Origin of the sequence: Methylobacterium nonmethylotrophicum, assembly GCF_004745635.1 — a bacterium.
Classification (GTDB): Bacteria; Pseudomonadota; Alphaproteobacteria; order Rhizobiales; family Beijerinckiaceae; genus Methylobacterium; species Methylobacterium nonmethylotrophicum.
This window is the reverse complement of the sequence record NZ_SRLB01000005.1, coordinates 343549-366076: the sequence shown is the minus strand read 5'-3', so window position 1 is coordinate 366076 and position 22528 is coordinate 343549. Positions and strand designations below refer to the sequence as shown.

The following is a 22528-nucleotide window of genomic DNA, read 5'->3' as shown; positions in this document are numbered from 1 at the left end:
AGACGCGCGCCGCTCCTACTCGGCCGCGGCCCGGGGCGCGTAGCCGAGCCGCGCGTTCAGCTCCTCGATCAGCGAGGCCGCGGCCTCCGCGATGACGGTGCCGGGCGGGAAGATCGCCGAGGCACCGGCCTGGCGCAGGGCCGCGAAGTCGCCCGGCGGGATCACGCCGCCCACCACGATCATCACGTCGGGCCGGCCGGCCGCGTCGAGCGCGCGCTTCAATTCCGGCACCAGGGTGAGGTGGCCGGCGGCGAGCGAGGACACGCCGACGATGTGGACGTCGTTCTCCACCGCCTGGCGCGCCGCCTCCTCGGGGGTGGCGAAGAGCGGGCCGATATCGACGTCGAAGCCGAGATCGGCGAAGGCCGACGCGATCACCTTCTGGCCGCGGTCGTGACCGTCCTGGCCCATCTTGGCGACCAGGATGCGGGGGCGGCGCCCATCCGCCTCCTCGAAGGTCTCGACCAAGCCCCGCACCCGCTCGACCGCCGCCGACATGCCGCCCATCTCCCGCTTGTAGACGCCCGAGATCGCCCGGATCTCGGCCCGGTGCCGGCCCCAGGCCCGCTCCAGCGCCTCCGAGATCTCGCCGACCGTGGCCTTGGCCCGCGCCGCGTCCACCGCGAGCGCCAGCAGGTTGCCGCTTCCCTTGGCCGCCTCGGTCAGGGCCGCGAGCCGGGCCTCCACCGCCTGCCCGTCGCGCTCGGCGCGCAGGCGCTTGAGCTTGTCGATCTGCAGGGTGCGGACGTTGCCGTTGTCGACCCGCAGGAGATCGATCGCCCGGTCGCCGTCGGGCTTGTAGCGGTTGACGCCGACGATGACCTGCTGGCCGGAATCGATCCGCGCCTGGGTGCGGGCCGCCGCCTCCTCGATGCGCAGCTTCGGGATGCCGGCCTCGATCGCCTTGGCCATGCCGCCGAGCGCCTCGACCTCGCGGATATGGGCCGAGGCCCGGGCCGCGAGGTCCTGCGTCAGCCGCTCGACGTAGTAGGAGCCGCCCCACGGATCGATGATCCGGGTGGTGCCGCTCTCCTGCTGCAGGAAGAGCTGGGTGTTGCGGGCGATGCGGGCCGAGAAGTCGGTCGGCAGCGCCAGCGCCTCGTCGAGGGCGTTGGTGTGCAGCGACTGGGTGCCGCCCTGCGTCGCCGCCATCGCCTCGACGCAGGTGCGGGTGACGTTGTTGAACACGTCCTGGGCGGTGAGCGACCAGCCCGACGTCTGCGAGTGGGTGCGCAGGGCCAGGGACTTGTCGGATTTCGGGGAAAAGTCCTTGACGAGGGAGGCCCAGAGCAGGCGCGCCGCCCGCATCTTGGCCACCTCCATGAAGAAGTTCATCCCGATCGCCCAGAAGAACGACAGGCGGGGTGCGAACTTGTCGATGTCGAGCCCCGCCGCCAGGCCGGCGCGGATGTACTCGACGCCGTCGGCCAGCGTGTAGGCGAGCTCAAGGTCCTGCGTCGCCCCGGCCTCCTGCATGTGGTAGCCGGAGATCGAGATCGAGTTGAACTTCGGCATGTGGGCCGAGGTATAGGCAAAGATGTCCGAGATGATCCGCATCGACCCGGCTGGCGGGTAGATGTAGGTGTTGCGGACCATGAACTCCTTGAGGATGTCGTTCTGGATCGTGCCGGCGAGCTTTTCGGGCGGCACGCCCTGCTCCTCGGCCGCGACGATGTAGAGGGCCAGCACCGGCAGCACCGCGCCGTTCATCGTCATCGACACGGTCATCTGGTCGAGCGGAATGCCGGAGAACAGCGTCCGCATGTCGTAGATCGAGTCGATCGCGACGCCCGCCATACCTACGTCGCCCGAGACCCGCGGATGGTCGGAATCGTAGCCGCGGTGGGTGGCGAGGTCGAAGGCGACCGACAGCCCCTTCTGCCCGGCCGCGAGGTTGCGGCGGTAGAAGGCGTTCGAATCCTCCGCCGTGGAGAAGCCGGCATATTGCCGGATCGTCCAGGGCTGGGTCGCGTACATGGTGGGGTAGGGGCCGCGCAGGAACGGCGCGATGCCCGGATAGGAGCCGGCGAGGTCCAGCCCGTCCCGATCCTGCGGGCCGTAGGCCGGCTTCACCGGGATGCCCTCGGGCGTCATCCACGGCTCGGCGGCCCCGGCGGCCGCGGCGGCGGGGCTGGTCGCCCGGTAGGCGATCTCCGAGAAATCCGGGATGCGGGTCATCGGCCTGCGGCTCTCGTTGCTGGCGTTCCTAAGCCTCAGACTTATAGGCGCGGGTGCCGCTGCGGCCAATGGGTCGACGGTCGGGCGCGCGCCGATCAGCGCGCTTCCTCTCCGCCCCGGACCGCCATTGACGCGGCGCCCGCCCGGCCCACTTCGTCGCCAGCCCGTTCCTTCCCGGAGTGACGAGACCAGTGCCCGATCGCTTCCTGCGGGTCGCCCTCGCCGCCGCCCTGGTGCTGCTCGCGCTGTTCGTGGCGCAGCCCTACGTCACGAGCCTGCTGTTCTCCGCCGACACGCCCCGGACGGTGACGGCGCGGGGCGACCTCGCGCCGGCGGAGACCTCGACCGTGGCCCTGTTCGAGCGCGCCGCGCCGTCCGTGGTCTACGTCTTCGCCCGGGCGCGGCAGGGGGCGGTGTCGTTCGACCCCCAGACCGGCGAGCCGCGGCAGGGCGGGGGCGAGCAGACCGGCTCGGGCTTCGTCTGGGACGCGGCCGGCCACGTCGTCACCAACAACCACGTCATCCAGGGCGGCGGCGACATCCAGGTCCGGCTCTCCACCGGCGAGACGGTGCCGGCGACCGTGGTCGGCACCGCGCCGAACTACGACCTCGCGGTGCTGCAGCTCGGCCGCGTCAGCGCCAGCCCGCCGCCGATCGCCATCGGCACCTCCGCCGACCTCAAGGTCGGGCAGTTCACCTACGCCATCGGCAACCCGTTCGGCCTCGACCACACCCTGACGACCGGGGTGGTGAGCGCGCTCCAGCGCCGGCTGCCCACCGCCGAGGGGCGGGAGCTCTCCGGCGTGATCCAGACCGACGCGGCGATCAACCCGGGCAATTCCGGCGGGCCGCTGCTCGATTCCGCCGGGCGCTTGATCGGGGTCAACACCGCGATCTTCTCGCCCTCGGGGGCGAGCGCCGGCATCGGCTTCGCCATTCCCGTCGACGTGGTCAACCGGGTCGTGCCGAACCTGATCCGCACCGGCCGCACCCCGACGCCGGGCATCGGCATCGTGGCGGCGAGCGAGGACGCGGCGGCGCGGCTCGGCATCGACGGCATCGTGGTGGTGCGGGTGTTGCCGGGCTCGCCCGCCGCCGCGGCCGGGCTGCAGGGCATCGATCCGGCCTCGGGCGACCTCGGCGACATCATCATGGGGGTGAACGGGCGGCCGGTGCGCCGCCTGGCCGATCTCACGGCGGCGCTCGAAGCCGCGGGCCTCGGCCGCAGCGCCCAGCTGCAGATCGAGCGCGACGGGCGGGCGGTGACGGTCCCGGTCACCCCGGCCGACATGGGCCAGGCCCGGCGGTGACGCGACGATCGCCCCGCGGCGCCGGAGGCGCTATCCTGGCGCGCGATCGACGCGCCGGAGCCCCATCCCCGTGACCCCCCGCCTCCTCGCCGCCCTCCTCCTCGCGGCCGCCGCGCTGCCGGCCGTCGCGGGCAAACGCGGCGCCCCTCAACGCGGCGCCCCTGTGCCGCGCCTGTGCCCCCAGGACGCGCCGCCCGGCGTCCGCCTGCCCGATCGGCCCGGATGCCGCGAGGCGCCCCCGGCCTCTTTGCGGGCCACCGCCCCCGGCTTCATCGATCTCGGCAACGGCACCGCGTTGCGCGTCAGCGGCCGCGCCGCCTACGAGGTCGGGGTCCGCGGGCGCTAAGATCCCTCCGTCGGGCGGAGCCGCCTCCGCCCTTGGTCGAGAATCGCACGCTCTGCGCCTGCCGCGCCGGAACCCTCGGGGCCGCCGCCGCATTCGCCTCTGAGGCGAGACGGGGAGGGCACGATGATCCTTGCAGCCTGCGAGGGCCGGCACTGGCAGTACGAGATCGTCGAGCACGCCGACGGCTACGTGGTCCGGATGCGCGACCTCGACACCGGCGACCTCGACGAGGATTGCGCCACGGTCTTCCGCACCATGCCGGTCGCCTTCGCGTTCGCCGAGATGTCGGCCGCCTTCGACCGCTTCACGGCGTCCACCGACGAGGAGGCCGACGACGCCCAGATGGCGACCGAGTTCGCGGTGAGCGAGCGGGTGTTCTGCGACCTCAGCAGCCGCCTGTGCGACGGCGGCGTCGCCGGTACCCTGGTGCAGGCCTGGGAGCGCCTGCCGGCGGACGGCCCGCGGCTGACGCTGCACTGAGCCTGCGACGCTCCGCCCTCACGATCCCAGCCGTCTCAGCACCTCCGCGGCCGCCCGCTCGCCGTCGAGGGTCGCACCCCCCACCGTCATGGCACCGCCGCCGGCCGTGGCCTCGCCGGACAAGAAGATCCGCTCGGCCACCGGCACCCGCAGGGCCTCGCGGGCGGGAAGGTGGCCGGGCCGGGCGAGGGAGTAGCTGCCGCGGGCGAAAGGGTCGGTCCACCAGGGGGCGAGGCGGCCCGCCGTCACGGCGGCCCGGATGCCGGCGCCGAAGACGCTCACCAGATGGTCGCTCGCCGCCGCGAGCGCGGCGGCCTCCCCGGCCTCGCACAAGGACCGGGCGCCGTCGCCGCCGCAATGCAGCACCGCCAGCGGCTTCCCGAACGGCTGCATCTCGAGATACGCGGTGAGGCCCGGAATGCCGCTCCTGAGGATCACCGCGTCGCGCAGGTCCTGACCCGGAAACAGCGACGGATCGAGGGCGATCCCGATCTTGGTGTAGGCCCCCATGCGCAGGCCCGCCACCGCCTCCGCAGTCGCCGCCGGCAGGTCGGGCATGAAGCGCAAGGCGCCCGACGCCAGCACGCCGATCGGCACCGTGACGATGGCGCAGGCCGTCCGCAGGGTGCCCCCCGGCGTCTCGATCGCGACGCCCGCGCCGCGCCAGTCGATCGCGCTGACGGGCGTACCCAGGCGCACCGGCAGGTCGGCATAGTGGCCGGCCACGAGGGCGCCGTAGCCGTCGACCCAGATGTCGTCGCCGGACCAGAGCTGGTCGTAATCGGCGCAGGAGACCCGGTCCGGCTCCTCGCCGAGGGTAAGGCGGGTCAGCCCCGCGGCGGCGGCCCGCGCCGCCTCGTCCTCGCCCGCCACGGCCTGCGCGACCGAGCGGTCGGGGGGCGCCGGGTGATCGAGGAGGCTGCTCACCCGGGTAAACCCCGCCCGGCGCTGCCGCCGCTCGGCCTCGCTCGCCCGGACCCCGTCCCTCACCAGCACCGGCCACGGGCTGGCGGCATCGTCCGTCGTGCGCACCCCCGCCGCCCGCGCGATCTCCCGCCAGGGATTGCGCTCGGCCCAGTGCACGTATTGCCCACCGGCATCGAAGCTGCGGCCGGCCCCAAGGCCCGTATCGGTGTAGGCCCGCCCGCCGATGCGGTCGCGCGCCTCCAGCACCACGACGCTGTGGCCGCCCCGGCGGATCGCCGCCGCGGCGGCGAGGCCGGCCGCCCCGGCGCCGATCACCGCGACGTCGGCGTCAGCCGCCGCACGGGCTTTGGTCGAGGCCGCGAGGATCGCCGCGCCGGCCAGGAGGGAGCGACGCGAGAGCGTCATCCCGGGTCTCCGTCTGTGTCACTCCGAGCCGTCTCACCTCGGCGCCGCGGGCGCGCCGGCAAGCCAGCGCGGCAAAATAACACCCGGTCGTTCGGTGCAGGCGTCGTTCGTCGCCGGCCACCGGTCGCGGGATCGTGCGCAGGCCCGGTCGAGAGAGATCCAGCCGGGAGAGATCATGATGAGCGGTCGCGTGCGGTTGCAGGCCGGGCCTCGCCTCCCCCGGCCGGTCACACGTCACCTCCGACCCGCGCCACGAACGCCATCCGTCCCTGATTGTGCCCGAGATTGCGCGGCATCCGCTCCGCCGCGAATCCGGCGGCCGTGAGCCGTGCCAGCATCTCGGCCTCGCCGTGCCGCGTCAGGCCGAGCCGCTGGCGCAGGGAGCGGTAATCCGACACGACGGTGCGGGCGAGGCCCAGGAGCGCCGCGAGGAGGAAGCCGTCGCGCCGCGCGAAGGCGAGGAGCGCGGCGGCATCCGCCACGGCGCCGAGATGCGGCGGGATCACGTCGGCGAGGATCAGGCGGCCGCCGGGCCTGAGCGCGCGGCGCCAGTCCCGCAGGCAGGCGTCGAGCTCGGAGGCGGTGAGGTACTGCGCCAGGGAGTTCGCCACCACGAGGTCGAGGCTCGCCGCGGGCAGCTCCGCGACCTCCTCGGGCGCCAGGATCGTGATCGTCGGGATGCCGGCGAAACGCTGCCGGAGGGCGTCGCGCTGGCGCGGGGAGGATTCGCAGAGGAGGAGCCGGCCGCAGGCCGACGCGACCTGGTCGGCGGAGAGGGCCTCGCCGCTTCCGTGATCGAGGATCGCCGCGTCCGGATGCGGCACCAGGGCGGCGATGTCCCGCGCCAGCCCGGCATAGTGCCGGGCTTTGTGGCGCGCATTGACGTAGATCGGGGTGTCCCGGTCCCAGAACTCGCGCCAGGAGGCGACCACCTGCCGGCCCTGGCGCGTCAGCCGCCGATCAGCAGGACCGAGACGGCCCGGTCGATCGAGAGGTAGAACACCGCGAAGGCGACCAGGGCGGCGAGCGCGAACTCGGCGGCGTCGTTCGGCAGGGCGCGCAGCTCGCGCAGGGACTCGCGGCCGTAGACGGCGCCGAGCCAGGCGAGCGTCAGCACCACCGGCATCGCGAACAGGAACGACCAGGTGCTCTCGACGCGGCTGGCCATCGGGTCCATCAGCGCCCGGATGTTGCGCACCCACGGCGCCTGCGTCGCCGCCGCCAGCGTGGTCACCCAGGCCAGACCCACGGCGATGCCGAGATGGGTGGTGAAGGTGCGGTGCAGGCGCGAGAAGCTGTCGGTCGCGGCGTGGTCGGTCACTGGGCAAACCCCCGAATTCGCGGCCCCGCGACGATCGTTGCGCCGTCGTCGCTCCAAGGCCCGTGGACGGCCGGGAGAATCGGCCGCGAGTTCGGGTTTTTTGTGGCTGCGGCCGGGTCCGGCCGCAACCTTTTTCCGAGTTACGCGTTGCCGACTTTCGTCTCGCGCATCAGGCTGACGAAGCGGTCGAACAGGTAGTGGCTGTCCTGCGGGCCCGGCGAGGCCTCGGGGTGGTGCTGCACCGAGAAGGCCGGGCGATCGGTCAGCGACAGGCCGCAATTCGAGCCGTCGAACAGCGAGACGTGGGTCTCGACCGCGTTCTCGGGCAGGCTCTTCGGGTCGACCGCGAAGCCGTGGTTCATCGACACGATCTCGACCTTGCCGGTGGTGTGGTCCTTCACCGGGTGGTTGGCGCCGTGGTGGCCCTGGCTCATCTTCACCGTGCGGCCGCCGAGCGCTAGGCCCATCAGCTGGTGGCCGAGGCAGATGCCGAAGGTCGGGACCTTCCTGTCGAGGAGGGCGCGGATCACCGGCACGGCGTATTCGCCGGTCGCCGCCGGGTCGCCGGGGCCGTTCGACAGGAAGACGCCGTCGGGCTTGAGCGCCAGCACCTCCTCGGCGCTCGCGGTCGCCGGCACCACGGTGACGTCGCAGCCGGCCTTCGCCAGGAGGCGCAGGATGTTGCGCTTCACGCCGTAATCGATCGCCACGACCTTGAGGCCCTCGCCCGGCGCCCGGCTGCCGTAGCCGGCGCCGTGCTGCCACACGGTCTCGCCCCAGCTCTTGGACTCGCGGCTCGTCACCGGCGGCACCAGGTCGAGGCCCTCCATCGGCGGGAGCGTCGCGGCCCTGGCCTTGAGTGCCTCGCGGTCGAAGCGGCCGTGCGGATCGTTCGCCAGGATCGCGTTCGGCATGCCGCGGTCGCGGATGAGGGCGGTCAGGGCCCTTGTGTCGACGCCCGTGATGCCGACGATGCCGCGGGCCTTCAGCCAGCCGTCGAGATGGCTGGACGAGCGCCAGTTCGAGGGGTTGGTCACGGCCGAGGCGATCACCGCGCCGCGCACGCCGGAGGCGGGCGCCGCGTCGAGGCTCTCGAGATCCTCGTCATTGGTGCCGACATTGCCGATATGCGGGAAGGTGAAGGTGACGATCTGCCCGGCATAGGACGGATCGGTCAGGATCTCCTGGTAGCCGGTCATCGCGGTGTTGAAGCAGACCTCGCCGGCGGCCTCGCCGGTGGCACCGATGCCGAACCCCTCCAGGACCGTGCCGTCGGCGAGCACCAGGAGGGCGGTCGCGACGGGCTCGGCCCAGCCTTCGGGTTGCGCGGGGGCGGCCGCGTCGTCTTGCAGCATGATCGTGAACTCGCTTATGTCGCGGCCGGGCACGGCCGACGGGCGCGGCCGGCTGTTTACGGGGCCGGCGGCGGCCCGGTCAATCTGGGGACGGGCCGCGTCCCGCTCAAGTGCCTCGCGCCACACCAGAAGACCAGGAGACCGGCATGCTGCGCCAGCGCCTCACCGCCGAGATGAAGGAGGCCATGAAGGCCGGCGACAAGGCGAAGCTCGCCACCGTCCGGCTGATCCAGGCCGCCCTCAAGGACAGGGACATCGAGGCCCGCGGCCTCGGCAAGGAGCCCCTCGCCGACGAGGAGATCTTCGCGCTGCTCCAGAAGATGATCAAGCAGCGCAACGAATCGGCGAGCGTCTACGACCAGGGCGGCCGCCCCGAACTCGCCGAGGGCGAGCGCGCGGAGGCCGCGATCATCGCGGCGTTCCTGCCCCAGCAGATGGGCGAGGACGAGACCCGCGCGGCGATCAAGGCCGCGATCGCGGAGACCGGTGCCGCCTCCCCGAAGGACATGGGCAAGGTCATCGCCGCCCTGAAGGGCGCCTATGCCGGCCGGATGGATTTCGGCAAGGCGAGCGGCCTCGTGAAGGCGATGCTGGCCTGAGGACGACGCCGGCGTGACGGGGGCGCCGCGCCCCGCGACGCCCCGCTCCTCTCGTGGGTCCGCGCCCCGCTGGCGGGGCGTCCGCTCTCGGGATGAGGGCCGCCGCGCTCCGCCGGGCAGGCGCGCCCACCGGCGCCACGGGCGAGAAGCGTTCTTCGGCCGTACCGCAGGATACCGCTTCGGAGCGATTACAACTCAAAGTGCGGTGCACTTGCGACACTCACGCGAACTCTGCAGTTATCTCTCTTGACGTAACGGTCGTGGTCGCGACGATTAGGCGTTCGTTAGGATCGCTGTCGTTAACTCCTCTGGTTGTATGGCGGTTCCTCGACCGGTTGCCGCCCAGGGGAGGTCGGTGGTGAGGTCTCTGTTGTCCATCCGGGTGCTGGTGCTCGGGATCAGTCTCGCATTGGGCGGCATCGTCGGCGCGATGACGCTCGACGGCGTCGTCACGGCCTGGATCGGCTATCGCAAGGCCGGGACCGTCGCGGCGGCGGCGAAGTTCGACCAGCTCATCCTCGAGGCCTTGCAGGCCTTCCGCGTCGAGCGTGCCGACACCGCCGCGACCTTGCTGAACCTGTCGGGCGATCAGCTCGCGGCGATGCGGCGGGTGATCGCCGGCCATCGCAGCCGGGTCGACAAGGCGGTCCAGGCGGTGCTCGCCGCGCCCGCCGACCTCGACGTGCCGGGCCTGCCCGAGGCGCTGAAGGAGCTCGATCCCGGCTACCGCGACCAGGTCGCCCTGCGCGGCCTCGCCGACGACGCCTTCGGCCTCGAGCCCGGCCTGCGCGACAAGGCCCTGGCCCCGCGGATGCTTCAGACCGGCGACGCCGTCCTCGCCCGGCTCGATCGGGTCGCCATCGTGCTCGAGCGGCAGATGGCGCGCCTCGATCCGGAGATCCGGTTCCTGACCGACGCGAAGAACAACATCTGGGCGACCCGGGCCACTCTCGGTTCGCTGGCGGTGATGGTCAACAACCTGCTGTCGAGCCAGAAGCCGCTGACGCCGGAGCAGGCCGAGATGGTGCAGGTCCTGCGCGGCCGCTCCGAAGCGACGTGGAAGCTCGTCGAGGCAGCGATCGCCGACCTTCCGCCCCGCATCACCGCCGCGATCGCCACCGCCAAGGCCCGCTACTTCACCCCGGAGGTGGGGGCCGCGATCCAGCGCAACCTGCGCGCCTTCACGCCCGGGGCCGAGGCGGTGATGACGCTGCCCGAGTGGCAGAAGTTCGTCGCACCGCGGCTCGACACGATCGCGGCCGCCGCGAACGAGGCCCTGAGCGTCGTGGTGGAAAGGGCCGACGCCGCGGCCGAGGCGGCAAGGCAGCAGCTCGCCGTCCATGCCGGCCTGTTCCTCGCGGCGATGCTGCTCGTCGGATTCAGCTGCACGATGGCGCATGTTCGGATCGCCCGGCCGATCCGGCGCATGACCGGTGCGATGCAGGCTCTCGCGGAGGGCGACACCGCGGTGCAGGTGCCGGCGGTGGGCCGGCGCGACGAGATCGGCGCGATGGCCGCCACCGTGCAGGTGTTTCGCGACACGCTGATCCGCACCCGGGCGCTCGAGAAGGAGACGGCCCTCGCCCGCGCCTCGGCCGAAGAGCAGCGCCGGGCCGGCATGCGCCAGATGGCCGATGCCTTCGAGCGGGCGGTCGGCGGGGTCGTCGGCCAGGTCGCGGCGTCCGCCACCGAGCTGCAGGCCACGGCCCAGACCATGACCGACGGCGCCACCCTCACGGCCGGCCGCTCCGCCACCGTCGCGGCGGCTGCCGGGCACACCGCCGACAATGTCGGCACGGTGGCGGCGGCGGCCGAGGAGCTGGGGACCTCCGTGCAGGAGATCAGCCGCCAGGTCTCCGGCTCGGCCTCGCTGGCCCGTACCGCCGTGGACGAGGCGGCCGGCACCGCCGGCCACATGCGCGAGCTGAGCGAGGCGGTCTCCCGCATCGGCGACGTGGTCGGGCTGATCTCGTCGATCGCCTCGCAGACCAATTTGCTGGCGCTCAACGCCACCATCGAGGCGGCGCGGGCCGGGGCGGCGGGCCGCGGCTTCGCGGTGGTGGCCGCCGAGGTCAAGGCGCTCGCCGGCCAGACCGCCAAGGCCACCGAGGAGATCACCGGGCAGATCGGCCGGATCCAGGGCAAGACCGGCGACGCGGTCGCGGCGATCGAGGCGATCACCGGGCGCATCGCCGAGATCAGCCGGGCGTCCGTGGGGATCGCGGCGGCGGTCGAGGAGCAGGGCGCGGCCACCCAGGAGATCGTCCGCAACGTCGCGGCGGCGGCCACCGGCACCACCGAGGTCACCCACACGATCACGGCGGTGGCCGGGGCGGCGGAGGAGACCGGGGCTGCGGCGACGCAGGTCCTGGCGGCCTCCTCCGAGCTGTCGCGGCAATCCGAGCAGCTTTCCGCCGAGGTGGCGCGCTTCCTCGCCACCGTGCGGGCGGCGTGACCGCCTCCGAGGGGACGGGGGACGCCGGCGCCGATTCGTTAGGACTCCGCTGACCAAGACGCGCTAGAAGGCAGACTCCTCCACCGGACCCTCCCCTTGCGCTATCCGCCCCACCTGCTCGAAGAGATCCGCTCCCGCCTGCCGGCCTCCGAGGTCGTCGGCCGACGCGTGCGCCTCAAGAAGGCGGGGCGGGAATGGCGCGGCCTGTCGCCGTTCAACGCCGAGAAGTCGCCGTCGTTCTACGTCAACGACCAGAAGCAGTTCTACCACTGCTTCTCGTCCGGCAAGCATGGCGACATCTTCACCTTCCTGATGGAGACCGAAGGCGTCTCGTTCCCCGAGGCCGTCGAGCGGCTCGCCTCCGAGGCCGGGGTGGCGCTGCCGGCGCCCTCCGAGGCCTCGCGCGAGAGCGAGACGCGCCGGCGCGGCGCCCTCGAGGTGATGGAGCTGGCCTGCGCCTTCTTCGAGGAGCAGCTCGCAGGCCGGCCGGGAGCGCGCGCCCGCGACTACCTCGCCGGCCGCGGGCTCGACGGCGAGGTCCGCCGCACCTTCCGCCTCGGCTACGCGCCGCCGGAGCGCTACGCGCTCCGCGACCACCTCGCCGCCCGCGACGTGCCGGCCGAGCTGATGGTGGAGCTGAACCTGCTCACCACCGGCGACGACATCAAGGTGCCGTTCGACCGCTTCCGCGACCGCGTGATCTTCCCGATCCGCGACGTGCGCGGCCGGGTCGTCGCCTTCGGCGGCCGCGGCATGAGCCCGGACGCCAAGCCCAAATACCTCAACTCCTCCGAGACGCCGCTCTTCCACAAGGGGCGGATGCTCTACAACCACCACGCCGCGCGAAAGCCCGCCCACGAGACCGGCCGGGTGATCGCGGTCGAGGGCTACGTCGACGCGATCGCAATGACGCTCGCCGGCCACCCGGAGGTGGTCGCCTCCCTCGGCACGGCGCTGACGGAGGACCAGCTCGCCCTGCTCTGGCGCATGGCCGACGAGCCGATCCTGTGCTTCGACGGCGACGGCGCCGGCCGGCGCGCCGCCTACCGGGCCCTCGACGTGGCCCTGCCGGCGCTCCAGCCCGGAAAGTCCCTGCGCTTCGCCCTGATGCCCGAGGGCCAGGACCCGGACGACCTCCTGCGCACCGGCGGCCCGGGCGCCATCGACCGGGTGCTCGACGGCGCCCGGCCCCTCGTCGACGTCCTGTGGTCGCGCGAGACCGAGTTGAGCCCGGTCGATACGCCGGAGCGCCGGGCCGGCCTCGCCCAGCGCCTGCGCGAGATCGTCGGCGGCATCCGCGACGAGACCCTGAAGCGCTACTACCGCGACGAGATCGAGGCCCGGCTGCGGTCCTTGAGCCCCAGCGGCGCCCGCCCGCCGCAGCCGGGGCGGGAGCGCGCGCCCTTCGTGCCGCGCGGACGCGGCGTGCCGGCGGCCCCCGTCTCGCCGCGGCTCACCGCCCGGGCGAGCCCGCTGCTTGCCCGCTCGTCGCTGTTCTCCGGCGGCTCGTCCTCCCGCGAGGCCCTGATCGTCGCGGCCCTGCTCGTCCATCCCGAGCTTCTCGCCCGCGAGGCCGAGGAGCTGGCCGAGGTCGAGTTCGAGGGGGCCGACGCCCGGGCGCTGCGCGGCGCGCTCCTCGACTTCGCCGCCGAGGGCGGCGCGGGCGACACCGCGCTCCTCGACGCGCGGCTCGAGCGCGCCGGGCTCGCGGCGGCGGCCGGCCGGATCGCCGGCCTGGTGCGGCCCGGCGACCGCTGGGTGCTCGATCCCCACGCCGATCCGGTGCGGCTGGAGGACGCGCTCCGGCAGGCCGTGATCTTGCACCGCAAGGCCGGAACGCTACATAGCGAACTCCGGGCCGCCGAGCGCGCCCTGGCGGCAGAGGAGACGGAAGCCAATTTCGCTTGGCTTCGCGACGTGAAGAACCGCCTCTCCGTGGTGGCGGGCGCCGAGGCCGAGGCCGAGGCGGCCCAAGAGGCCGAACCATGAAGAGGCCGGATCGTGACGGAACCGTCCTGACGCCACGCGCGGCTTGCGGCTTCCGCCCGGACTAGTTAACGGCAAGTCGATCGAATGGCTTGCACATTTGCGTGAGATCCTGGGACGGCTCGTGCGCCGTCCGACGAGACATCACGGTGCCGGCACGGCGGGAGCCTCCCCCGCCCGGGCACTGCCGACACCGGGAAGCATAGGCTGAGCATGGCGACGAAGGCAACGGAACGAGACGAGACCGAGGCGGCCCCCGAGCAGCAGACCGACGGCCCGCTCCTCGACCTGACGGATGCCTCCGTCAAGCGGATGATCAAGCTCGCCAAGAAGCGCGGCTACGTCACCTACGACGAGCTGAACGAGGTGCTGCCTCAGGAAGAGTTCACCTCCGAGCAGATCGAGGACGTGCTGGGCCAGCTGTCGGAGCTCGGCGTCAACGTGGTCGAGGCCGAGGAGGCCGACGACCAGCAGGGCGAGAACGCCCCTCAGGAAGGGGCCGAGGAGGAGGAGGCGAGCGAGGGCGGCGAGGTGGCCGAGGTCGCCGCCGCCCGGCCCGTGGCCCTGCGCGCCGAGACCACCAAGGAGCCCACCGACCGCACCGACGACCCGGTCCGGATGTACCTGCGCGAGATGGGCTCGGTCGAGCTCCTGTCGCGCGAGGGCGAGATCGCGATCGCCAAGCGGATCGAGGCGGGCCGCGAGGCGATGATCGCGGGCCTGTGCGAGAGCCCGCTGACCTTCCAGGCCATCATCATCTGGCGCGACGAGCTCGTCGACGGCCGCGTGCTGCTGCGCGACATCATCGACCTCGAGGCGACCTATGCCGGCCCCGACGGCCGCGCCGGCCCCGCCGAGGGCGCGGGCGAGGCCGAGGAGGAGGCCGAGGCCGAGGGCGACACCCCGCCGGAGGGCGAGGGCGACGAGGACGACCTCGAGAACAACGTCTCGCTCTCGGCCATGGAGGCCGAGCTGAAGCCGCGCGTGCTCGAGACCTTCGACGCGATCGCCGAGAACTACCGCAAGCTGCGCAAGGTCCAGGCCGAGCAGGCCGAGACCCGGCTCAAGGGCGCGGCGGCCTCCGAGTCGCAGGGCCAGCGCTATTCGGAGCTCAAGAACCGCGTCGTCGCCGACGTGAAGTCGCTGTCGCTGAACGCCAACCGCATCGAGGCGCTGGTCGAGCAGCTCTACGACATCAACAAGCGGCTGATCTCGCACGAGGGCCGCCTGATGCGCCTCGCCGAGAACCACGGCGTCGCCCGCGACGAGTTCCTGCGCCACTACCAGGGGTCAGAGCTCGACCCGCACTGGGTCGAGCGGGTGGCCAGGCTCGGCGGCAAGGGCTGGAAGAACTTCACCGAGCGCGGCGCCGACGGCATCGGCACCCTGCGCGAGCAGATCATCTCGCTCGCCTCCGAGACCGGCCTGGAGATCCAGGAGTACCGGAAGATCGTCCACATGGTCCAGAAGGGCGAGCGCGAAGCCCGCCAGGCCAAGAAGGAGATGATCGAGGCCAACCTGCGGCTGGTGATCTCGATCGCCAAGAAGTACACCAACCGCGGCCTGCAGTTCCTGGACCTGATCCAGGAGGGCAACATCGGCCTGATGAAGGCGGTGGACAAGTTCGAGTACCGCCGCGGCTACAAGTTCTCGACCTACGCCACGTGGTGGATCCGGCAGGCGATCACCCGCTCGATCGCCGACCAGGCCCGCACGATCCGCATCCCGGTGCACATGATCGAGACGATCAACAAGATCGTCCGGACCTCGCGCCAGATGCTGCACGAGATCGGCCGCGAGCCGACCCCGGAGGAGCTGGCCGAGAAGCTGGCGATGCCGCTGGAGAAGGTCCGCAAGGTCCTCAAGATCGCCAAGGAGCCGATCTCGCTGGAGACCCCGATCGGCGACGAGGAGGATTCCCACCTCGGCGACTTCATCGAGGACAAGAACGTCGTCCTGCCGATCGACGCGGCGATCCAGTCGAACCTGCGCGAGACCACCACCCGGGTGCTGGCCTCGCTCACCCCCCGCGAGGAGCGCGTGCTGCGCATGCGCTTCGGCATCGGCATGAACACCGACCACACCCTCGAGGAGGTCGGCCAGCAATTCTCGGTGACCCGCGAGCGCATCCGCCAGATCGAGGCGAAGGCCTTGCGCAAGCTCAAGCACCCGAGCCGGTCCAGGAAGCTGCGGAGCTTCCTCGACAACTGAGGCCGGACGACGAGGACGCGAGAAGCCCGGGACGCATCGCGTCCCGGGCTTCTTTGCTGGGCGCGGCGCTAACGCGGCGCCACGATCCGCGCCGCGACGCGACGGACCAGCGGCAGGACGAGCAGCAGCGTCGGGAAGGCGACCAGCCAGGAGAAGCCCCAGGCCCGCGGCCAGTGCAGCAGCGCATCGGGCGTGACGCCGAGGCTGAGCAGGGTCGCAATGGCGGAGACGATGCCGGTCATCATCACCGACAGCAGGAACGCGGTCACCAGCGGCGCGTAGCGGGCCGGGAGCCGCTTCGGGGACGGAAGGGAGTGCATGCCACGTCTTTCGGAACGGCGGATCCGCCCGTGCGAGGCGACGCGCACCCGCCCGGTGGAACCACCCAGGGAGCGCGTTGCTTGACGTGAGACGCTTACGGCCGAGCGGGACGCGGGTCCCGGGGGCGACACAATCCGTAGCAGACGCAAGGTCAGGCGCCAAGAGGCGGTCGCCGGGATGCTCGAAGGCCTGCCGCCGGGATGCCGTCGGTTGCCCGCCGCCAAGCCTTGCCGTCCCGCGGGCCAGCGCCCATGTCAGAGCCATGCACGACCAGCCTCGCCTCAACGCTGCCCCGACGCCCACGGCCGCGGCGGACGGATCGGAGGCGAGCGACATCCCGATCGGCCTGTTCCGCGACTGCGTGGCCCTGCGCGACTGGCTGCTCAGCGAGGGCGCGCGGCTTCCCGAATCCGGCGACCTCCTCGCCGGCATGGCCGAGCGGCTGATCGACCTCGGCGTGCCGGTCGACCGGGCCACCACCGCCATCGACGCGCTGCACTCGGACTATTCCGGCGTCGGCCGGTTCTGGACCCGGGAGGACGGGGTCAGCTTCCGCCTCTTCCCGCACGGCGAGGCGACCGAGCAGGCGCTCGCCCGCAGCCCCTTCGCGCATGTCTACGCCACCGGCCAGTGGCTGATCCTCGACCTGCGCGAGACGCCGGACGACCGCTTCAGCATCATCCCGGAGCTGAAGGCGGCGGGCTACACCCACTACATCACCGTGCCGCTGTTCTTCACCAACGGCACAAAGAACGGCGTCACCTTCGCGACCCGCGACCCGCGGGGGTTTCGCGACGACGACCTGGCGATCCTGCGCTTCATCGTGCCGACCCTCTCCGCCGTGATGGAGATGCGCGGCCTCAACGCCCGCCTCGACCACGTGCTGCGGGTCTATGTCGGCGACGGGCCGCACCAGGCGATCCTGGCTGGCTTCATCCGCCGGGGCCAGGTCGAGCGGATCCGCTCGGCGATCCTCTTCGCCGACATGCGCGGCTATACCCGCCTCACCGATGCGCTCCCGCCGGAGGCCTCGGTGGAGCTCCTCAACACCTATTTCGATTGCCTGGTGCCGCCGATCGAGAGCGAGGGCGGCGAGGTGCTGAAATACATGGGCGACGGCCTGCTGGCGATCTTCCGCGAGAGCGGCGACGATCTCGGCGGCGCCGCGCAGGGCGCGCTCTCCGCCGCCCAGACCGCGCTGCGCCGGGTCGAGGAGGCCAACCGCGCCGGGCGCTTCCCGACCCGCATCGAGGTCGGCATCGCGCTCCACCACGGCGAGGCGGCCTACGGCAATGTCGGCTCGGGCGCGCGCCTCGACTTCACGGTGATCGGCCGCGACGTGAACCTGGCCAGCCGCCTGGCCAAGCTCAACAAGGTCCTGTCCGAGCCGCTCCTGATGTCGAAGCCTTTCGTCGACTTCCTGTGGGGCGACCCCGAGCTGCTCGGCACCCACCCCCTCGACGGCTTCGCCGAGGAGATGGCGATCTACCGTCCGGGCAAGGGTGGCTGATCCGGGTGGTTGACGGCCGGCCCGTCCCTCGCCAAATACCGGGTGTTCCAGGGAGATCCCCGGCAAGGGGCTGAGACACCGCTGGACCGATGGCCTTCGTCAGGCCCGGTCGGCGCGGAAATCCTTCGAACCTGATCCGGCTCATACCGGCGTAGGGATTGGACAGGGTCCTCCAGGATCCGCGCGCATCATCCGGCCACCGGGCGCAGTCCACTCTCTTCGGGCCACCGTGGAGACGAGGGTGCACGCGCAGACGATCGGACGGCGGAGCGGGCCGCAGGCGGAGCCGGGCAGGGACCGGCTGCCGGAGCGCGCGGACGTGGCCGTGATCGGCGCCGGGCTGATCGGCCTCTCGGTCGGCTGGCGCCTGGCGCGCGCCGGCCTCGCCGTCGCGGTGATCGAGCGGGGCCGGGCCGGGGACGGGGCGAGCCTCGCGGCCACCGGCATGCTGGCGGCGGCGGCCGAGCACGAGCCCGGGGCCGAGACCCTGTCGCCGCTCTGCCTCGCGAGCCAGCGTCTCTGGCACCCGTTTCGCGACGACCTCGAGGCCGAATCGGGCCTCACCATCGATTACCGCCGCGAGGGCACCCTCGTCGTCGCGCTCGGCCGCGACGAGGTCGAGCGCCTGCGCTTCCGCCACGACCTGCAGCGCCGCGACGGCCTCGCCGCCGAGTGGCTGTCCGGCCCCGCCATCCGCGCCCGCGAGCCGGGCCTGCGCCCCACCGTCACCGCCGGCCTGTTCTGCCCCGACGACCACCAGGTCGACCCGGCCCGGGTGATGGCCGCCCTGCGCCTTGCGTTCCGCGCCGCCGGCGGGCGCCTGATCGAGGAGACCGCCGTCACCGCGCTCACCCGCGAGGGCGGCCGGGTCGCCGGCGTCGAGACCGCTGCGGGCGCGTTGCGGGCCGGCACCGTCGTGCTCGCCTCCGGCGCCTGGGCCGGGGATGGGAGCCTGGTGCCCGACCTCGCCCTGCCGGTGCGCCCGCTGAAAGGCCAGTCGATGGCCCTGCAGATGACGCCCCGCAGCGGCTCCCTCGCGCACGTGGTCTGGACCGAGCAGGTCCACATGGCACCGAAGGGCGACGGCACGCTCATCGTCGGCGCCACCGTCGAGGAGACCGGCTTCGACCCCCACCTCACCGCCGGCGGCCTCTACGCCCTGCTGGAGGGCGCCCGCCGGGCGCTCCCCGGGGTCGAGGAGATGCGGGTGGCGGGCGTCTGGAGCGGCTTTCGCCCGACCTCCGACGACGATGCCCCGATCCTCGGCGAGGCTTTGCCCGGCCTGGTCCTCGCCGCCGGCCACCACCGCAACGGCTATCTCCTCGCCCCGGTCACCGCCGAGGCCGTGTCCACCCTGATCCTGCGCGGCGAGACGCTGCCGGTGGCCGCCCCCTTCGGCCTCGCCCGGTTCGCGCGCGCGTCCGGAGACCCCGCATGAAGCTCCACGTCAACGGCGAGCCCCGCGACAGCGAGGCCGCCACCCTCGACGCCCTGTGGCGCCAGGAGACCGCCGACCTCGACCTCCCCGGGCCGCAAGGCTTCGCCATCGCGCTCAACGGCGCCGTGGTGCGCCAGCGCGACTGGGCCGCGACGGCGCTCGCCGAGGGCGACCGCGTCGAGATCGTGCGCGCCATGCAGGGCGGGTAGTGGGGGCGTTCGACGTGATTGCGCAGCATCACGAACGCGTCGTGCCTCCCATTCTCGACCTCATCCTGAGGTGCCCACGTCAGTGGGCCTCGAAGGAGGGCTCCAGAAATCGCTGAGGCCTCTGGAGCCCTCCTTCGAGGCTCCCTACGGTCGCACCTCAGGATGAGGTCGAAAATGGGAAATCACAAATCGTTCAGCAACAATAATTTGGCGGAGATCTTCTACTATGAATGCCTTCGTCTATATCCTGCGATGCGCCGACAACAGCTATTACGTCGGATCGGCGCGTGGGACGAGCCTCGACAAGCGGATTGGCGAGCATCAGGCCGGCACCTATCCCGGCCATACACGCCAGCGTCGGCCCGTCACGCTCGTCTACGCCGAAATGTTTGAGCGCATCACCGATGCCATTGCGATGGAGAGGCGCGTCAAAGGTTGGAGCAGGGCGAAGAAGGAAGCGCTGATTCAAAGCGATTGGGATCGCCTCAAGCAGCTGGCCAAAAGATCTCATCTGCAGGACGAGACGAGTTCGATCATGATCGATGAGCATGGATCGACACCGATGCTCGACGATGCGGGTTGCTGCACGCCCAGTGCCTCATCGTGAAGCGGGCAGCAGCCTGTCCAAACCAACTGTCCAACGAGACGCGGAGGAATCCCATGACCCACTCCCACGACGATCCCCTCGTCATCGCCGGCACGACCCTGTCCTCGCGCCTCCTCATCGGCACTGCCGGCTACCCGACGCAAGCGATCATGAGCGAGGCGGTGCGGGCGAGCGGCGCCGAGGTGGTGACGGTCTCGATCCGCCGCATCTCGCTCCACGGCCACGGCTCGGACACCGTCGCGCGCCTGAAAGGCGCGCGCTTCCTGCCCAACACCGCCGGCTGCGAGACCGCCCGCGACGCCGTGATGACGGCGGAGCTCGCCCGCGAGGCGCTCGGCACCGACTGGATCAAGGTCGAGGTGATCGGCGACCGCGAGACGCTCTATCCCGACGTCGCCGAGACGATCGAGGCCACCCGCCAGCTGGTCGAATCCGGGTTCAAAGTCCTGCCCTACTGCAACGACGACCCCGTCGTGTGCAGCCGGCTCGCCGATCTCGGCGCCGCCGCCGTGATGCCGATGGGCTCGCTGATCGGCTCCGGCATGGGCGTCGCCAACCCGGCCAACCTCGAGCTGATCTGCCGGCGCTCGCCCGTGCCGGTGATCGTGGATGCCGGCATCGGCACCGCCTCCGACGCGGTGATCGCGATGGAGCTCGGCGCGAGCGCGGTGCTCCTCAACACCGCCGTCGCCAAGGCGGACGACCCGGTCCGGATGGCCCGCGCCATGCGCCACGCCGTCGAGGCCGGCCGCCTCGCCCACCTCGCCGGCCGCATCCCGCGTCGCGCCCGCGCCGAGCCGTCGAGCCCGCAGCTCGGCCTCGTCGGCTCGTGAGCCTGCCCGCCCGCCTGCTGATCGTCACCGACCGGCACGGCTGCCCCGAACCCCTGGAGACCCGCATCGCCGCCTGCCTCGCTGCCGGCGCCCGCTGGATCTGGCTGCGCGACCGCGACCTGCCCGCCCCCGAGCGGGCGGCCCTCGCCGAGGCCCTGGCCGGGCAGGTGGCCCGGGTCGGCGGCGCGCTCACCATCGGCCGCGACGTGGACCTCGCGGCGCGGGTGGGGGCGGCCGGCGTCCAGCTCGGCGACGCGGCGGCGGTGGCCCCGGCCCGGGCGCGGCTGGGGCGGGGGGCGTTGCTCGGCGTCTCGGCCCACTCCCTCGCGGAGGTGCGGGCGGCGCGGGAGGCAGGGGCGGATTACGTGACCTTGAGCCCGATTTTTCTGACGGCCAGCAAGCCGGGCTATGGGCCCGCGCTCGGGTTGGGGGTGTTGCGGGAGGCGGCGGGGGTGATGCCGGTGGTGGCGCTGGGGGGCGTTGATTCTGGGACGGCCCCGGCTTGTCGCGCGGCTGGGGCTGCTAGCGTGGCCGTGATGGGGGCGGTGATGCGGGCGCCGAACGTGAGTGATGTACAATCGGCCATCGCGCAAAGCTTCAATATGTTATGAATATTATGATCTTATGTAAAATATTCAAGATATATAATTGAAATATTATAAACATTTTAAGTTCCCCTTGCACTGCGGGTACAGCGACGGCAAACCTGCCCGACGACGAGACGCCAGTGAGGCTTTCATGAGCCTGCCTGGCGTCACGTGAAGACGGCTACGACGAGCGTCAGTCGATTAATATCTGACCTTTCTAAAGGTCGAGGTCGATATTATAGAATATTCCATTCTGAGGAGACGGTGTTTAGTGTATGAAAAGCTCCTGGTCCATTCCCAACATCCCAGACAAGAATCTCGCCGGTTTGCTGATTGTGCCAGATTATACTATCTGTGACACTGCCTCTTGGTGGATTGCCGAGAATTTGACCTGATGGTTGAGATGTAAACTGTCCTATAGTCGCTTCCCATCCTGGCGCTGCATATCCCAAAGTCCGAGTTGCGTACGACTGGCTCACGGTTGTATAAAACCAACTGTAGACAGTGAATGTGACTATATCATAGCCGGTTGAGACTTCGCCGGTTTTCATGTTTTGCCACAAAGTGCCATTAACTCTATTAGTACTATATTGAGGATATGATGAAGTAGATGAGTCATCATTGGCAAAATCCCCAAGACCCAGGAATTTCCAGTCAGATCCTCTATTCTCAAGTCTGGTCCATGACTGGTTTGCGGAAGAGGATCCGCTCCAATAGCCCGTCTCGCCGGTCTGTTGATTTCTCCAATAAATTTTTCCGCTGCTTGACCCAAGTGCTTCCCAGCCAGCATTCGGATCTGCTCTTCCTACTTCCGTAGTCGAAACGACTTCTCCATTGGAGATTTCCCATCGAACGACTTGGCAAGTTGATGTGTTATACCAAAGGGGTGGAGTAGGGCTGTAGGTCGACGCATTATTGCCGTAGGACGGGATTGCCTTCCACTCCGGGCCAATGTTCCCTAATGAGTGAACTGTGTTTTGGCCACCATCGGCCAAATCCCACCAGACAACCTGACCTGAATTTTCATTCGCCCATAGTATATCAGTGATGCCATTAGAATTATAATCACCATAATTAACGACGTTCCAGCCTGGACCAACAACGCCCTGACTATTATAGCCTATGATTGTCGAAGCTGAATTTTCAGATTGCAACAACCAGTATTCAACTTCTCCAATATTCTTGTTCTTCTATAAGATATCAGAATACTTATCCTTGTTAATATAAGGAGCTTTCATGGCATTTCTCCGATGAAACTAATGTGAGACAAAATTTCCGCTACAGGATTTTTGACCAATCTACCAACTTAAATAAAGACATATATTTGCATTTTTATGATATTTCATTGGACACGCCCCCGCGTCGAATGTTTCAATGTAACTAACTTATTCGCCCTTTTTAGTCAAATGCACAGATGTAACTGGCAGTGCGATATAGAGCATAAGCGCTT

Annotated in this window: 20 protein-coding genes and 1 riboswitch; of the genes, 13 read left to right on the top strand and 7 right to left on the bottom strand. The window is 70.5% G+C overall.

The features are described 5' to 3' along the window. Window positions 1-15: 15 nt before the first annotated feature. Window positions 16-2178 (bottom strand): methylmalonyl-CoA mutase, encoded by a 2163-nt coding sequence (scpA, locus tag EU555_RS08575; RefSeq protein WP_135414247.1) that lies wholly within the window; start codon window positions 2176-2178, stop codon window positions 16-18. Window positions 2179-2369: 191 nt separating this feature from the next. Between scpA and EU555_RS08570 the strand changes: the two genes are divergently transcribed. From EU555_RS08570 to EU555_RS08560, 3 genes are all read left to right on the top strand, one after another. Further along, a complete protein-coding gene (locus tag EU555_RS08570; RefSeq protein WP_135414246.1) occupies window positions 2370-3488 on the top strand; it encodes a S1C family serine protease in 1119 nt (372 codons plus the stop codon). 70 nt (window positions 3489-3558) lie between these two features. Then, window positions 3559-3834, top strand: coding sequence for a hypothetical protein (locus tag EU555_RS08565; RefSeq protein WP_245524197.1), 276 nt, complete (start codon window positions 3559-3561; stop codon window positions 3832-3834). A 123-nt stretch (window positions 3835-3957) separates the two neighbouring features. Further along, a complete protein-coding gene (locus EU555_RS08560; RefSeq protein ID WP_135414245.1) occupies window positions 3958-4314 on the top strand; it encodes a hypothetical protein in 357 nt (118 codons plus the stop codon). Window positions 4315-4332: 18 nt separating this feature from the next. Here EU555_RS08560 and EU555_RS08555 read toward each other — a convergent pair whose 3' ends face one another. From EU555_RS08555 to carA, 4 genes are all read right to left on the bottom strand, one after another. Beyond that, on the bottom strand, window positions 4333-5646 hold the full coding sequence (locus tag EU555_RS08555; RefSeq protein WP_135414244.1) for a flavin monoamine oxidase family protein: 1314 nt from the start codon (window positions 5644-5646) through the stop codon (window positions 4333-4335). A gap of 227 nt (window positions 5647-5873) precedes the next feature. After that, window positions 5874-6578: a class I SAM-dependent methyltransferase gene (locus tag EU555_RS08550; RefSeq protein WP_135414243.1), complete on the bottom strand. Its 705-nt coding sequence runs from the start codon at window positions 6576-6578 to the stop codon at window positions 5874-5876. A 17-nt stretch (window positions 6579-6595) separates the two neighbouring features. After that, entirely contained in the window at window positions 6596-6967 is a 372-nt protein-coding gene (locus EU555_RS08545; RefSeq protein WP_135414242.1) for a hypothetical protein, read from the bottom strand. A gap of 140 nt (window positions 6968-7107) precedes the next feature. Further along, window positions 7108-8322 (bottom strand): glutamine-hydrolyzing carbamoyl-phosphate synthase small subunit, encoded by a 1215-nt coding sequence (carA, locus tag EU555_RS08540; protein WP_135414241.1) that lies wholly within the window; start codon window positions 8320-8322, stop codon window positions 7108-7110. Between the two features lie 146 nt (window positions 8323-8468). On the opposite strand from carA, the gene EU555_RS08535 reads away from it, so the two are divergent. From EU555_RS08535 to rpoD, 4 genes are all read left to right on the top strand, one after another. After that, entirely contained in the window at window positions 8469-8921 is a 453-nt protein-coding gene (locus EU555_RS08535; protein ID WP_135414240.1) for a GatB/YqeY domain-containing protein, read from the top strand. Between the two features lie 358 nt (window positions 8922-9279). Beyond that, window positions 9280-11376 (top strand): methyl-accepting chemotaxis protein, encoded by a 2097-nt coding sequence (locus tag EU555_RS36915; protein WP_245524196.1) that lies wholly within the window; start codon window positions 9280-9282, stop codon window positions 11374-11376. Between the two features lie 96 nt (window positions 11377-11472). Next, window positions 11473-13365, top strand: coding sequence for a DNA primase (gene dnaG / locus EU555_RS08525; protein WP_135414239.1), 1893 nt, complete (start codon window positions 11473-11475; stop codon window positions 13363-13365). Between the two features lie 210 nt (window positions 13366-13575). Next, entirely contained in the window at window positions 13576-15573 is a 1998-nt protein-coding gene (rpoD, locus tag EU555_RS08520) for an RNA polymerase sigma factor RpoD (RefSeq protein ID WP_135414238.1), read from the top strand. A gap of 68 nt (window positions 15574-15641) precedes the next feature. On the opposite strand, the gene EU555_RS08515 is transcribed toward rpoD, so the two are convergent. Further along, complete coding sequence (locus EU555_RS08515) at window positions 15642-15893, bottom strand: DUF2798 domain-containing protein (protein WP_135414237.1); 252 nt, start codon at window positions 15891-15893, stop codon at window positions 15642-15644. 263 nt (window positions 15894-16156) lie between these two features. On the opposite strand from EU555_RS08515, the gene EU555_RS08510 reads away from it, so the two are divergent. The 6 genes from EU555_RS08510 to EU555_RS08485 all read left to right on the top strand — a co-directional run bounded on the left by EU555_RS08510 (window position 16157) and on the right by EU555_RS08485 (window position 21102). Beyond that, a complete protein-coding gene (locus EU555_RS08510; protein WP_135414236.1) occupies window positions 16157-17404 on the top strand; it encodes an adenylate/guanylate cyclase domain-containing protein in 1248 nt (415 codons plus the stop codon). Window positions 17405-17444: 40 nt separating this feature from the next. Then, window positions 17445-17580, top strand: a riboswitch (TPP riboswitch). A gap of 65 nt (window positions 17581-17645) precedes the next feature. Next, window positions 17646-18842 (top strand): glycine oxidase ThiO, encoded by a 1197-nt coding sequence (gene thiO / locus EU555_RS08505; RefSeq protein WP_167858491.1) that lies wholly within the window; start codon window positions 17646-17648, stop codon window positions 18840-18842. Then, complete coding sequence (gene thiS / locus EU555_RS08500) at window positions 18839-19051, top strand: sulfur carrier protein ThiS (protein WP_135414234.1); 213 nt, start codon at window positions 18839-18841, stop codon at window positions 19049-19051. Before thiO ends, thiS begins: the two co-directional genes overlap by 4 nt. A 226-nt stretch (window positions 19052-19277) precedes the next feature. Beyond that, a complete protein-coding gene (locus tag EU555_RS08495) occupies window positions 19278-19658 on the top strand; it encodes a GIY-YIG nuclease family protein (protein WP_135414233.1) in 381 nt (126 codons plus the stop codon). A gap of 53 nt (window positions 19659-19711) precedes the next feature. Next, on the top strand, window positions 19712-20491 hold the full coding sequence (gene thiG / locus EU555_RS08490) for a thiazole synthase (protein WP_135414232.1): 780 nt from the start codon (window positions 19712-19714) through the stop codon (window positions 20489-20491). After that, window positions 20488-21102 (top strand): thiamine phosphate synthase, encoded by a 615-nt coding sequence (locus tag EU555_RS08485; protein WP_135414231.1) that lies wholly within the window; start codon window positions 20488-20490, stop codon window positions 21100-21102. The genes thiG and EU555_RS08485 overlap by 4 nt, the downstream gene beginning before the upstream one ends. Before the next feature lie 212 nt (window positions 21103-21314). On the opposite strand, the gene EU555_RS08480 is transcribed toward EU555_RS08485, so the two are convergent. Continuing rightward, window positions 21315-22232 (bottom strand): hypothetical protein, encoded by a 918-nt coding sequence (locus tag EU555_RS08480; protein WP_135414230.1) that lies wholly within the window; start codon window positions 22230-22232, stop codon window positions 21315-21317. Window positions 22233-22528: the final 296 nt, after the last annotated feature.

Bases quoted from the DNA above. Each gene is read 5' to 3' on its own strand.
- EU555_RS08535 (WP_135414240.1), top strand. From the start codon at position 8,469: ATGCTGCGCCAGCGCCTCACCGCCGAGATGAAGGAGGCCATGAAGGCC.
- EU555_RS08495 (WP_135414233.1), top strand. From the start codon at position 19,278: ATGAATGCCTTCGTCTATATCCTGCGATGCGCCGACAACAGCTATTAC.
- thiG (WP_135414232.1), top strand. From the start codon at position 19,712: ATGACCCACTCCCACGACGATCCCCTCGTCATCGCCGGCACGACCCTG.
- EU555_RS08510 (WP_135414236.1), top strand. From the start codon at position 16,157: ATGCACGACCAGCCTCGCCTCAACGCTGCCCCGACGCCCACGGCCGCG.
- carA (WP_135414241.1), bottom strand. From the start codon at position 8,322: ATGCTGCAAGACGACGCGGCCGCCCCCGCGCAACCCGAAGGCTGGGCC.
- EU555_RS08560 (WP_135414245.1), top strand. From the start codon at position 3,958: ATGATCCTTGCAGCCTGCGAGGGCCGGCACTGGCAGTACGAGATCGTC.
- EU555_RS08555 (WP_135414244.1), bottom strand. From the start codon at position 5,646: ATGACGCTCTCGCGTCGCTCCCTCCTGGCCGGCGCGGCGATCCTCGCG.
- scpA (WP_135414247.1), bottom strand. From the start codon at position 2,178: ATGACCCGCATCCCGGATTTCTCGGAGATCGCCTACCGGGCGACCAGC.
- thiS (WP_135414234.1), top strand. From the start codon at position 18,839: ATGAAGCTCCACGTCAACGGCGAGCCCCGCGACAGCGAGGCCGCCACC.
- EU555_RS08515 (WP_135414237.1), bottom strand. From the start codon at position 15,893: ATGCACTCCCTTCCGTCCCCGAAGCGGCTCCCGGCCCGCTACGCGCCG.
- rpoD (WP_135414238.1), top strand. From the start codon at position 13,576: ATGGCGACGAAGGCAACGGAACGAGACGAGACCGAGGCGGCCCCCGAG.